Origin of the sequence: Enterobacter sp. PGRG2 (assembly GCF_030291195.1) — a bacterium.
Taxonomy (GTDB): Bacteria; Pseudomonadota; Gammaproteobacteria; order Enterobacterales; family Enterobacteriaceae; genus Enterobacter_D.
Map to the genome: position 1 here is coordinate 3,362,697 of NZ_CP127837.1, position 12,967 is coordinate 3,375,663.

Consider the following 12,967-nt stretch of genomic DNA (forward strand, 5'->3'; position numbering starts at 1 on the left):
ATCTCATTACAATGTGAAAGAGAGACGCAACGCCAGCGCGGCCAGAGTGACAAACAGCACTGGCAGGGTCATGATGATACCGGTGCGGAAGTAGTATCCCCAGGTGATGTTCATATTTTTCTGTGCCAGAACATGCAGCCACARCAGCGTCGCCAGACTGCCGATCGGGGTGATTTTTGGTCCTAAATCGCAGCCAATCACRTTGGCATAAATCATCGCCTCTTTAATCACACCGCTCGCCGCGCTGCCATCAATCGACAGCGCGCCGATCAGCACCGTTGGCATATTATTCATGATCGACGACAGAAAAGCAGTCAGTAAGCCCGTGCCAAATGTGGCTGCCCATAAGCCCTTCACTGCCAGTATATTCAGCATACCCGACAAATATTCGGTGAGGCCCGCATTTCGCAGACCATAAACCACCAGATACATACCCAGAGAAAATATGACGATCTGCCAGGGCGCACCGCGCAGCACTTTTACGGTATCTATAGAATGTCCTCTTTTCGCCACGACAAAGAGGACTACCGCCCCCATCGCCGCAATCGCGCTGACCGGGATACCCAGTGGCTCCAGAACGAAGAAACCCACCAGAAGCAGCAGCAAAACAATCCAGCCCGCCCTGAAGGTCGCGGGATCTTTAATAGCGCTGGCGGGTGTTTTCAGCAGCGAAACGTCATAGGTTGCCGGAATATCCTTGCGGAAAAATAAGTGCAGCATCACCAGGGTGGCGGCAATGGCCGCCATATCCACAGGCACCATCACCGAGGCGTATTGCGTAAAGCCCAGCCTGAAGAAATCAGCCGAGACGATATTAACCAGATTCGAGACAATCAAAGGCAAGCTGGCCGTGTCGGCGATAAACCCCGCGGCCATGACAAAGGCCAGGGTGGTGCCTTTGCTGAATCCCAGCGCAAGCAGCATGGCTATCACTATTGGCGTGAGAATGAGCGCGGCACCGTCGTTAGCGAATAGTGCCGCCACCGACGCGCCCAGCAAGACGATCCAGGTAAACAATAGCCGCCCCCGTCCGTTGCCCCAGCGGGACACATGCAGCGCTGCCCACTCAAAGAATCCGGATTCATCAAGCAACAGACTGATAATAATGACGGCGATAAATGCCGCTGTCGCGTTCCAGACGATATCCCAGACGACGGGAATATCATCGAGCTGGATGACRCCGGTTGCCAGCGCCAGCACCGCGCCGATACTMGCGCTCCARCCGATCCTGAGGCCTCTGGGTTGCCAGATSACCAGTATCAGCGTCAGTAAGAAAATACTTCCTGCCAGTAACATTTAAGACTCCATTACATATGCATAAGTGAATGTGTTTTACTGTTTCAGCAGGAGGTACAGGCGAATTTTTGTAGCCATTCACGCACATCCTCCCGCAGGCATTGCCATGACGTGGTAATGGTCTCGGCGGCCCAGGCTGGCATGTGAGGTGATAAACGATAGTGGATCCACTTACCCTCCCTGCGGTCAATGACCAGCCCTGCCTCGCGTAATATCGCCATATGCCGTGAAATTTTGGGCTGTGACTCAGAGGTGGCGGCACAAATATCGCAGACGCACAGCTCCCCGGCCTCCCTGAGAAGCATGATGATGGAGAGCCGTGTTTCATCTGAGAGGATCTTGAACAACTGAACGGGAACCAGCATTACTTGCTCCGATGCCATTAGAATACACATATGTTAAATCATATCTGTTAGATTTGAAATAAACACATCCCCGCGGACAAGAAAAGTTGACGGCGCTTCTGAGCAACCGCTACATCATCCTTATAATGAAAAAACCCGCCGAAGCGGGTTTTAAATGCGGATGCAATGAGCTGACTAAACGCCAGAGGTGTGGCGGGGATCGCTCCCCGCCGTGGCTCTTAACGTGTTTCAACTTCGTAGGCTAAATACGCGGTAAGCTCTGTGCTTCCTCTTTTGATATGCAGCTCGCATAGCGTGCCGCGCACCATCCAGACGAAAACCAGAATGGTGATACAAATCACCATCAGACAATACACATAGCTCCTGCGCATACAACCTCCTGATTGATTTCTCACAATTAAGAGGCTAATCTTCTGTTGTCTAGGCATTGGATTGGCCTCATTCGATTTATAGTCGAGTGGGGCTTTTCTCTTCTGCCCGGTGAACTCAAAGCAGAAAGCCTCAAGCACCCGTCAGCCATACTACGCAGCAGAATTTAATAAATCAAATCAGTAACATAACCATTCATTTGATAAATATATCTGCGCTTAACACTCCCAGCCCAGACTTTTTCGTATTGCCTGCCGATACGGCGTTTCGAATTCAGTGGGAACCCTGCGCAGATAATCCTGCGCATGTTGCCGCTTTTCCCCTTCAAGCGTAGCCAGGTAGTCCAGCACTTCTTTCACGCAGGGTACGCGGCCTTCAAGACTATCAATGCGTGGCGGCAGTGCCGTCCAGATCACCGCGTCCAGCTGTTTTTCCGTCGCCCATTCAGCTAATGGACCTGCGGACGTACTGTTAAACACCATCACGCCGACGCCATCACTACGGGAGAGCGGGATTTGCTCGCGTTTACGTAGCGCTGAAACCGCATCATGCAGCGTTTCGGCATTCAGCATCGCCCAGAAAACATGCGTCAGCGGCGCATTCATGCACACCGCGGTGGCCAGTTCGCCGCCATCACCGACGCGGGAAAATTCGATGGGTAGTGCTGGTCCATCTTTGAACCACTCGCTGGCCAGCGGCAATGCCTCTGGCTTCCAGATTAGCGATCCCCAGCCAAGACATGCAATTTTCACGATCCCATCCCTTCTTATTTTTGTCGCTACGCTCAGGTAGTTAAGCTTAGGAGGTGCATGAGAAAGTGCCACTCGGTTACCGCTTCAGCGGCAGCCCCGCCGTTTCCTTCGCGCGCATCACCGTCAGGAAGGTGATCAGCGCCGCGCCCATTACATAGAACGCCGGGGAGAATGGATTACCGGTAGAGGTAATTAACCACACCGAGAACCACGGGGTGATGCCGCCGAAAAAGGCCACGGCAAAGTTATAGGCGATGGAGAGCCCGCCGTAGCGAATGCGGGTCGGGAAGAGTTCGGCCATGGCCGCGCTGCATGCGCCGTCGAAGGCAGCGATAAACGCGCCCAGCATCAGCATTGCCAGCACAGCCGACAGCATATTGCCGTTCGCCATCACCATCATGGCCGGATAGCTGAACAGGATGAAGCCGCCGCAGCCCGCCAGCATCAGCGGTTTACGCCCATATTTATCCGACAGCAGCCCCATAAAAGGCACCAGTATGGCGATGCCAAACAGCCCGATAGTGGTGATGGCGTAAGCGTCGAGTTTTGAAAAATGCATCTGCGTGGACAGATAGCTCGGCATAAAGGTCTGCAACGTCCAGTGCCCTACCGCCTTGATCACCACAAAGCCCACGCAAAACAGCAGCGCGCCCCAGGCGGTTTTTACCGCCGTACGCAGCGGCGCGGCTTCTTTTTTACCGAGCTTTGCCATCGCCAGAAATTCCGGCGAGTCTTCGAGATGCTTACGCAGATAAAGCCCGACCCAGCCCAGCGGTCCGGCGATCAAAAACGGGATCCGCCAGCCCCAGTCGTTCATCGCCCCTTCGCCCAACAGCGCGGTCAGCAGAAACACCAGCCCTGAACCCGCAACAAAGGCCATAAAGCCAAAGTTGTCGATCCAGCAGGTAAAGTAGCCGCGCCGGGCATCGGGCGCATATTCCGCCAGAAAGGTGGTGGCACCAGAGCTTTCGCCCCCGGCGGCGAAGCCCTGCACCAGACGGGTGATCACCAGCAGCACAGTGGCGGTAATACCAATCTGATGATAAGTGGGCAGTAACCCCATCACAAAGGTGGCGCCCGAGGTGAGCAAAATCACCGTGGCGAGGATTTTTTGTCTGCCGACGCGATCGCCCAGCGAACCGAAATAGAGCCCGCCCAGCGGACGCATAATGAATCCCGCGCCGAATACCGCAAAAGAAGAAAGCAGCGCCACGGCGGGATCGCCGGCCTGGAAAAACTGCAAACCGATGATTGCCGCGAGCGTACCGTACAGCCCAAAATCAAACCACTCGACAAAATGGCCGACGCCGGTGGCAAGTAAGACTTTGCGTAATTTTCGTGCCGCCACGCTGGTTTCCCCGGCTGGTGCACGGTCAAGCGACTGCTGAACAGGCTGAGTCATACCCTCTCCTAATCACAGTGTTTCTATAATAGATATACTATCTATACGCTGTGCCGGAGTTTCGCCCACTACAGCCGTTTTAAAATGTGATGCATAACGAACAAAAACGGTGAAAAACCCGTCAGGATCACATTTATTACCGTGCTGAATATATAAAGCCCCGCCAGTGCGGGGCCTGTCGTTGCCGGATCAGCGGCGTTTTTTTGGTAACATACGCAGCAGCGTATTATCTTTCCAGACGTAGTGATGCATCAGCGCCGCCGCGGCGTGCAGGCCGATAACGTAATAGCCGAGGGTCGCCAGGGTGACGTGATAATCCTTGAGCATATCCACCAGATCGAAATCCGCTTCGGCGGTGTGTGGCATCACTATGCCGAAAGCGATCCAGTTGTTACCGCGGAACCACATCATCAACAGGCCGATGACCGGCAGCGCGATAAACAGCAGGTAGATCACCAGATGTCCCAGATGCGCCATGCCGGTCAGCATCGCTCTGGGCTTTGGCACAATAGCCGGTGACGGCGTTTTCAGGCGCAGCAGCAAACGCGTCACCATCAGCACCAGAATCGAGATGCCACAGGAAACATGGACGATATTAAAGTAAGGTCGGTAACTGCGCGGCGCGAAGCCGCGAAATTCCATGGCGCAATACGCAGTGACGACCAATAAAAAAACCAGCCAGTGAATGGCAATCTGCCATCCTGAATAGGTGCTGCGCATGAGACTTTCCTGAAATAAAACAGTAAGAAGGCAAACATACCGGGCTTTTTGCAAAAATTCATTAATTTTTCGGTTCTGAACCCGACGTGTAAACCATAAAGGAGACTGGCGTGAAAACCCTCAGTAATGCGTACCTGTTACAACTTATGGAAGAGGCGTCAAGCCGCGCCACGACCTTTTCCGTCTGGCCGGAGGGTGATGCCCCCGGCGCACAGCAAAGCCCGGTGGCGTTTCGCACCGAAGAGCAGCATACCGGGCCGTCGGCTTTTGACCGTTCCGTTACCGGCGTGCGTGCGACGACCATTACCGTCTATGCGCCGGATAACCCTAACGGCATCGGTATCCTGGTGACGCCGGGCGGCTCCTATCGCCGCGTGGTGCTGGATAAGGAAGGCAGCGCGCTGGCCCCGTTCTTTAATGCGCGCGGATACACGCTGTTTGTGATGACCTATCGCCTGCCAGGGGACGGCCATGCGGAAGGCGCGGATGCGCCGCTGGCAGACGTGCAACGGGCGATGCGCCTGCTGCGCGCCCGTGCGGCAGAGTGGCATCTGGATGCGGATAAACTCGGCGTGATGGGCTTTTCAGCGGGCGGACATGCCGCCGCCAGCCTTGGCACCCGCTATGACGAAGCGGTGTACGCGCCGGTGGATGACGTCGATGCGTTAAACGCCCGCCCGGCCTTTATGGCGCTGGTCTATCCGGTGATCACCATGCATGCGGATATTGATCATCCCGGCTCGCGTTTTGAGCTGATCGGCGATGCGCCGACGGAGGCGCAAATTACGCACTACTCCCCGGAAGATCGCGTCGGTGTGAATACGCCGCCGACGTTTTTGCTGCATGCGGTGGACGATCCGGCGGTAAAAGTGGAAAACAGCGTGGTGATGTTCAGCGCCCTGCGGCGGCTGGGGATCCCGGTGGAGATGCATCTGTTTGAACAGGGCCAGCACGGCTTTGGCATACGCGATGCGCAGGGACTGCCGGTTGCCGTGTGGCCGGAATTAATGATGGCGTGGATCGCGTCGAAATTCCCCTCATCTGCCGGATGAGGGGCAGCGATCAGCTCTGCAGATACACCATCTGGGTTTGCAGATATTCATTCAGACCGTGGCGTCCGTCGGCGCCGCCAATGCCCGATTTACGCCAGCCCGCGTGGAAACCCTGCATCGCCTCAAAGTTTTCGCGGTTGATGTAGGTTTCGCCAAACTTCAGGCCGCGCACCGCTTTCATTGCCACGTTCAGGTTGGCGGTATAGATCGAAGACGTCAGCCCGTATTCGCTGTCATTGGCCATCGCCAGCGCCTCGTCGAGGGTATCAAAGGACACCACCGGCAACACCGGGCCGAAGGTCTCTTCGTGCATAATGCTCATTTCCTGACGCACGTCCACCAACAGCGTCGGCGGGTAAAAATAGCCGTTGCCCTCCACCGCTTTGCCGCCGAGCACGACGGTGGCGCCCTGCTCAACCGCGCGCGCGACTTTTTCTTCTACGCGGGTCAGCGCCGCGGCGTTGATTAATGGCCCCATTGCGATATCGTTACGCTGCGCCGGATCGCCAAACTGCACCGCTTTCATCGCCTCGCCCAGTTTGTTAACAAAGCGGTCGTAAATACCTTTTTGCACATAGACGCGCTCGGCGCAGTTACATACCTGCCCGGCGTTGATGATGCGTGAATCGACAATGGCTTTCACCGCAAGCTCCAGATCCGCATCGTCCATCACTATCGCCGGGGCCTTGCCGCCCAGCTCCAGGCACACTTTGGTGATGTTTTTCGCCGCTGCCGCCATGATCTTCTCGCCCGCGCCGACGCTGCCGGTCATGCTGACCATCGCCACTTTCGGGTTGCCCGCCAGCTCCTGTCCCACAGTTTCTCCGCGCCCGAGCACCAGGTTAAAGACGCCGCGCGGCAGACCGATCTCATCGATAATTTTTGCAAAGGCGATGGCGTTGTTTGGCGTGAATTCGCTGGGTTTAATCACAATGGTGTTGCCGGTGATCAGCGCCGGGGCCAGTTTGCGGGCGATAAGGAAGAACGGGAAGTTCCACGGCAGAATACCGGTGGTGACGCCCAGCGCGCGTTTAAAGACGAAAATGTTCTCGCCCGGACGGTCGCTTTGCAGGATCTCCCCTTCGTAGCGCCGCGCCCACTCCGCCATGTAATCAATGTAATCCGCGGTAAAGGCCACTTCGACTTCCGCCAGCTGCTGAATTTTGCCGCCTTCAGCGACGATAAGCTGACTGATTTCGCTGGCGCGCTCGCGGATCCCGGCGGAAATTTTGCGTAACCAGCCCGCACGTTCAATAGCAGGCAGCGCTTCCCAGGCGGGCTGCGCGCGCTCTGCGGCATCAATCGCCTTACGGGCGTCCTCCGCCGTACCGTCCGGGATGCGCGATAACAGCGCTTCTGTGGACGGGTTGACCACGTCAATCCACGCGTCCCCCTGCCAGGTGACAAACTGTCCATCGATATACATAGGGTGTTGTACGGGTGCTGTCATGACCTGCTCCTGTAATAACATTGTTTTTAACAAGTAAATTCGTTGTTAAAAATCTACAGGTGCAGCGGGCTATTCCCATCTTAATAGGCTGATTTTGTGAGATAACTCATAAAAGCACGGCGGATATGCAACAAATGTATTACATCAGAGAGAGGACGAATGCCCGTTTGCGCTGTGAATATCGCAAACGGGCAGCACGTTATCGTAATGCCCGATCCCGCAGGGCGGCGTTCAGGGTGTCATCCGTCTGTAAGGTACGCCAGGCGGTTTCGACGCTGGCGGGAAAATCGACGTGGGCGATAAAGTTGCGCCCCCGCGGGCCGTACCCCTGCTCGTCATCCCGCAGACGCGGAACCTCGCCGAGGATCAGCGACAGATAGCGATCCGCCGCCCACAGGCCGTCTTCGCGCGGCGTAAAGCTCAGCCCGCGCTGTCCGTTACGCAACTGCGGCGTCACGCCCGGCCAGCTCAGGAAACGAATGTCCGGCGACTGCTCTGCGCTGACGCGGGCGAAGGTCGCCATGGTGCGCCGCTGCATGGTCGGATCCTGCACCACCAGCACCCTGCGCGCCGTCGGTAGCTTTGCGCGCAGCAATTCGCAGGACAGTCGCGCGTTTTCACCGCAGTTTGTGGACTTATCTTCCGCAAGAATACGTTCAGCGGGAATGCGCCAGAACTGCCGTGCAATATCGCCAATGATGGCCGCCTCTGAACGTCCGGTGGTGCGGATGACGTTATAACGCGGATGGCGGGCGATAGCGGCATACAAAAACGGCGTGGAATGACCAATACCGCCGCTGATCAACAAGGGCGCTCTGGCGCGGGCGGCGAGCTGACAGGCCGCGTCTATGGTCGGGATCACGGCGTTCCCTGCCAGAATAATAGCGTCGGCCTGCACCGGATGCGGCTTGCCGGCAAAATCATTTTGCGCCAGCCACTGCCCGAGCGTATTGACCGCCGCCAGCGTGGTTTCCGGCAATGTGGGAAAGCGGGTAATGATCATGCAAATCTCCTTTTACGAACCATCCTGTAGAGTACGATCGCTCACAGATTTAAACAGCGGATCTCTCCTAATCCTTCTGTAACTTACCGAATTTTATCGCAATATTTTTATCAGATATTTATACCTTTAACGGTTTCAAATTCTGTCATGCTGTTGCCAGTTGTATGTGACAACGTCACGCAAAATATTAACCAGAAATATTGAATTACTGTAATTAATTGACTTGAATTATCATTCGCGGGCACTATAAAATCCTTAGCCGCCTAATTATTCATTGTCGTTATCTGGAACCCCAATGCGTTTGCCCAAAAGCGATCCGTACCAGCCAAGAGAGTGGGCACCGCATGAAAAGCCCATGCTTTTAGGGTCGCCGTCGACCCCCTATCACAGCACGCCCAGGCGCATCGCCTATGGCATTGTCGGGCTACTGGTGTGCCTGACCGGCGCGCTTGGCAACGCCATGGTAACCGCCAACCTGCAAAATTTGCAGGGCTCGTTTGCCGCCTGGTCTAACGAAATCGCCTGGCTGCCGACCGTCTATGTGATGACCAACGTCTCCATTAACCTGCTGCTGGTTAAATTCCGTCAGCAGTTCGGCCTACGCGCTTTTACCGAAGGCTTTCTGGTGCTCTACGTACTGGTGACCTTTTTTCACCTGTTCGTCAACGATCTCAACTCTGCCCTGATGGTGCGCGCCGCGCACGGTATGGTGGCGGCTGCCTTGAGTTCGCTGGGCATTTACTATCAGATCCAGGCCTGGCCTGCGAAACATCGTTTAAAGGCGCTGACCATCGGTATTACCGGTTCGTCGCTGGCTATCCCCATCGCCCGCCTGTTCTCCACTGAACTTTTGCAAATCGACGAATGGCGCGGGCTTTACCTGTTTGAACTCGGGCTGGCGCTGATCTCGCTGGCCGGAGTGATCCTCCTCAAGCTGCCGCCGGGGGATCGAAAAAAGGTGTTCGAGAAAAAAGATTTCATCACCTTTATGCTGTTTGCCCCCGGTATGGCGCTGCTGTGCGCGGTGCTGTCGCTGGGGAGAATTGACTGGTGGTTTGAAGCGCCGTGGATCGGCTGGGCGCTGGCCGGCTCGCTGGTGCTGATCGTCAGCGCCATTGTCTTTGAGCACAACCGCAGCAACCCGCTGCTGAATACCCGCTGGTTATCCAGCGGCAGTATTGTGCGCCTCGGGCTGATTATGGTGCTCATTCGTATTGTGCTGGCGGAGCAGAACACCGGCGTTATCGGCTGGCTGCAATATGTCGGCCTGCAAAATGAACAGATGACGCACCTGGCCTGGTCGATTTTTGCCGGTATTGTTTGCGGCATCGTTATCAGTTGCCTGACCATTAAACCGCAGCGCCTGACCTGGCCGATTATCACGTCACTGGTGTTGATGGTGATCGCTGCTCTGCTCGACAGCCAGTCCAACAGCCTGACGCGGCCGGATCAGTTACTGGTCAGCCAGTTTCTGCTCGGTTTTGGCAGCGCCTTTTTCCTTGCTCCGGCGATGCTTGCCGCCATTGGCGGCGTCATGGCGGACCCACGCAATCTGGTGAGTTTTTCTGTGTTATTTGGCATCAGTCAGAACCTCGGCGGCCTGCTTGGCTCGGCGATCCTCGGCACCTTCCAGGTCTGGCGGGAGAAATATCACTCCAGCGTGCTGGCCGAACAACTCACCACCCTGAACCCGCTGGTGAATGACCGCATCCAGCTCTACAGTCAGATGTACCGCAGCCAGATCGGCGACAGCACCCTGCTGAACGTGCAGGCGATCAATCAGTTACAGACCGCCAGCGCGTTGCAGGCGAATATTCTGGCCTATAACGATACCTATCTGCTCACGGCGACCATCGCGGCCTGCACCCTGCTGTGGATCCTGTGGCGGTTACTGCGATTGCGCATTACGGCTCATCTGGCCCTGAAGCGGGCCATGCAGCAAAAAGCATAAAAATAGCGGAACAACGAAATGAAACAGAAATTACGACAGGAGTGGTTATGAGTCAGCAGGACGCCGCCAAAGAGCAGGCCAATACGCGCAGCAATTTGCGCGTGGTTTCCATTTTTGCCGCTGCAGCGATAGGTATTGTGGGCGTACTGGTGATCCTCTACGCCTGGCAACTTCCCCCTTTTACCCGTCACACCCAGTTTACGGATAACGCCTACGTACGCGGGCAGACGACCTTTATCAGCCCGCAGGTCAACGGCTATATCACCGACGTTAAGGTGCAGGATTTCGCCATCGTGAAACGGGGCGATCTGCTGATGCAGATTGACGACCGCATCTATACCCAGCGCGTACATCAGGCGCAGGCCCAGCTGGCGATGAAAATTGCCGCGCTGAACAATAATCTGCAACAACGCAAAAGCGCCGAGGCGGTGATCAAGCGTAACGAAGCCGCGCTGCAAAATGCCCGCGCCCAGAGCCTGAAAAGCCAGGCGGATCTGAAGCGCGTGAAAGAGCTGGCCTCTGATGGTTCGCTCTCCGTACGTGAGCGCGATGCCGCCCTTGCCAGCGCCGCGCAGGGCAGCGCCGATATCGATCAGGCACGCGCCACCCTTGAGATGTCGCGCCAGGATCTGCAAACGGTGATCGTTAATCGCGCCTCGCTGGAAGCGGATGTGGAAAACGCCCGCGCCGCGCTGGAACTGGCGCAGATCGACCTGCAAAACACGCGCATCGTCGCACCGCGCGACGGACAGCTCGGGCAGATTGCGGTGCGCCTGGGAGCCTACGTTACTGCCGGGACACATCTGACCTCGCTGGTGCCGCCGCAACACTGGATTATCGCCAACGTGAAAGAGACGCAGCTGGCGACGATCCGTCTCGGCCAGCCGGTGCATATCACCGTTGACGCCCTTAACGACGAGGCCTTCAGCGGGCGGGTGCAGAGCATTTCCCCGGCTACCGGCGTTGAATTCAGCGCCGTCACGCCGGATAACGCCACCGGCAACTTTGTGAAGATCGCCCAGCGTATTCCGGTGCGCATCGAGATCGAGGGTAAACCTGAACAGTTACAGCGCCTGCGTCCGGGGATGTCGGTGCAGGTGAATATTGATACCCGGGAGGCAGAATAATGACCTTCCGTCCTGTCTGGCTGGCGCTGACCTTAGCGCTGGCGGGCTGTCAGTCTGTTGACGTTGCCCCTGCCCGTCCTTCATTAACCATTCCCGCGGAATGGCGCACTGCCGTGGGGCCGCAAAGTCCGGTCGAGGGCGTATGGTGGCGTAATTTCCATGACAGTCAAATGAACCGTTATGTGGAACAGGCGCTGCGCCAGAACAACGATATTCTGATCGCCCGCGAGCGGATAAATGAGTATCAGGCGCGCATTTATGCCGCAGAAGGCGATCTGTTCCCGACGCTGGATGCTAACCTGGGCGGTACGCGGGCGCGTTCGCAGTCTGCCGCCACCGGACAGCCCGTGCACAGCACGCTGTACAAAGGTGGACTGACGGCGAATTACGATGTGGATCTGTGGGGCGCGAACCGCAGCGCCACGGACGCGGCACGGGCATCGCTGGCGGCGCAAAAAGCCGCCGCTGCGGCTGCCGATCTGACCGTCGCGTCGCAGGTGGCCTCCGGCTATATCACGCTGCTGTCGCTGGATGAACAGCTGCGCGTTACGCAGTCGACGCTGGCGGCGCGCGAAGAAGCTTATAACCTCGCTAAACGGCAGTTTGAAACGGGCTACAGCTCGCGGCTGGAGCTGATGCAGTCGGATTCAGAACGACGCGCCACCCGTGCGCAGATCCCGCAGTTGCAGCACCAGATCAGTGAGCAGGAAAACGCCCTCAGCCTGCTGGCTGGCGGCAATCCCGGCCCGGTGCCGCGCGGAGCCTTTGACCGGTTAACGCCGTTGCCGGTGCCTGCGCAGTTGCCCTCCACGCTGTTAAATCGTCGCCCGGATATTGTGCAGGCGCAGCAGGCATTGATCGCCGCGGATGCTTCGCTGGCGGCGTCACAGGCCCGGCTGTTGCCGTCGATCAGTCTGACGGCGGGCGGCACCTGGCAGGCGGATACCCTGCCGGGATTGCTGGATAATCCGCTGCGCTTGTGGAGCGTCGGCGGCAGTATTCTTGCGCCGCTGCTTAACCGTCAGGCGCTGAATGCGCAGGTGGATGTGTCGATGTCCCAGCGCAATCAGGCGCTGTACAGCTATGAAAATACGGTGCGCAATGCGTTCAAAGAGGTGAACGACAGCCTGGATGCTATTGCGCGCTTGCAGGAGCAGTTAGACGAGTTGCAGGAGCAGGCGACGGTGGCGGAAGAGGCGCTGCGGATCGCCCATAACCGTTACCGGAATGGCTATGCTTCGTATCTTGATGAGCTGGATGCGCAGCGCACGCTGTACTCGGCACAGACCAATGTGGTGCAGGTGAAGAATAATTTGCTGCTGGCGCAGGTGGATTTGTACCGGGCGCTGGGCGGCGGCTGGACCGGAGTGCAGTGAGGGTTTTGCCCTGGGTGGCGTGAACTGCCCGGTGACGCTGCGCTTACCGGGCCTACGGGCTGGTGAGGTGACTGCCCGGTGGCGCTGGCGCTTACCGGGCCTAC

The 12,967-nt window shown here is 57.0% G+C and carries 12 protein-coding genes; 4 read left to right on the forward strand and 8 right to left on the reverse strand.

The window, feature by feature from the left end:
• Window positions 1–6: 6 nt before the first annotated feature.
• From QRD42_RS15060 to cybB, 6 genes are all read right to left on the reverse strand, one after another.
• Window positions 7–1,296: an arsenic transporter gene (locus tag QRD42_RS15060; protein ID WP_321987522.1), complete on the reverse strand. Its 1,290-nt coding sequence runs from the start codon at window positions 1,294–1,296 to the stop codon at window positions 7–9.
• Window positions 1,297–1,340: 44 nt separating this feature from the next.
• Window positions 1,341–1,661 carry a transcriptional regulator gene (locus tag QRD42_RS15065; protein ID WP_072569452.1) on the reverse strand — a complete coding sequence of 107 codons (321 nt, stop codon included), beginning with the start codon at window positions 1,659–1,661 and terminating at the stop codon, window positions 1,341–1,343.
• A gap of 218 nt (window positions 1,662–1,879) precedes the next feature.
• Entirely contained in the window at window positions 1,880–2,032 is a 153-nt protein-coding gene (locus tag QRD42_RS15070; RefSeq protein WP_083580923.1) for a Hok/Gef family protein, read from the reverse strand.
• 216 nt (window positions 2,033–2,248) lie between these two features.
• Complete coding sequence (locus QRD42_RS15075; RefSeq protein WP_321987523.1) at window positions 2,249–2,782, reverse strand: hypothetical protein; 534 nt, start codon at window positions 2,780–2,782, stop codon at window positions 2,249–2,251.
• A 76-nt stretch (window positions 2,783–2,858) separates the two neighbouring features.
• Window positions 2,859–4,184: an MFS transporter gene (locus QRD42_RS15080; protein WP_072568558.1), complete on the reverse strand. Its 1,326-nt coding sequence runs from the start codon at window positions 4,182–4,184 to the stop codon at window positions 2,859–2,861.
• A gap of 189 nt (window positions 4,185–4,373) precedes the next feature.
• Window positions 4,374–4,904, reverse strand: coding sequence for a cytochrome b561 (gene cybB / locus QRD42_RS15085; protein WP_321987524.1), 531 nt, complete (start codon window positions 4,902–4,904; stop codon window positions 4,374–4,376).
• A 110-nt stretch (window positions 4,905–5,014) separates the two neighbouring features.
• Between cybB and QRD42_RS15090 the strand changes: the two genes are divergently transcribed.
• A complete protein-coding gene (locus QRD42_RS15090) occupies window positions 5,015–5,956 on the forward strand; it encodes an alpha/beta hydrolase (protein WP_415877716.1) in 942 nt (313 codons plus the stop codon).
• A 10-nt stretch (window positions 5,957–5,966) separates the two neighbouring features.
• Here the strand turns inward: QRD42_RS15090 and aldA are convergent, their stop codons facing one another.
• Both aldA and QRD42_RS15100 read right to left on the reverse strand, forming a co-directional pair.
• Entirely contained in the window at window positions 5,967–7,406 is a 1,440-nt protein-coding gene (aldA, locus tag QRD42_RS15095) for an aldehyde dehydrogenase (protein WP_321987525.1), read from the reverse strand.
• Between the two features lie 199 nt (window positions 7,407–7,605).
• Window positions 7,606–8,409: a YdcF family protein gene (locus tag QRD42_RS15100; protein ID WP_072568562.1), complete on the reverse strand. Its 804-nt coding sequence runs from the start codon at window positions 8,407–8,409 to the stop codon at window positions 7,606–7,608.
• Between the two features lie 295 nt (window positions 8,410–8,704).
• Here QRD42_RS15100 and QRD42_RS15105 point away from each other — a divergent pair, with 295 nt between their 5' ends.
• The 3 genes from QRD42_RS15105 to QRD42_RS15115 are packed head-to-tail and all read left to right on the forward strand — an operon-like array spanning window position 8,705 to window position 12,863.
• Window positions 8,705–10,360, forward strand: a complete 1,656-nt coding sequence (locus QRD42_RS15105) for an MFS transporter (protein ID WP_321987526.1) — start codon at window positions 8,705–8,707, stop codon at window positions 10,358–10,360.
• A gap of 47 nt (window positions 10,361–10,407) precedes the next feature.
• Window positions 10,408–11,487, forward strand: a complete 1,080-nt coding sequence (locus QRD42_RS15110) for an HlyD family secretion protein (RefSeq protein WP_321987527.1) — start codon at window positions 10,408–10,410, stop codon at window positions 11,485–11,487.
• Window positions 11,487–12,863, forward strand: a complete 1,377-nt coding sequence (locus QRD42_RS15115; protein WP_321987528.1) for an efflux transporter outer membrane subunit — start codon at window positions 11,487–11,489, stop codon at window positions 12,861–12,863. The genes QRD42_RS15110 and QRD42_RS15115 overlap by 1 nt, the downstream gene beginning before the upstream one ends.
• Window positions 12,864–12,967 lie beyond the last annotated feature (104 nt).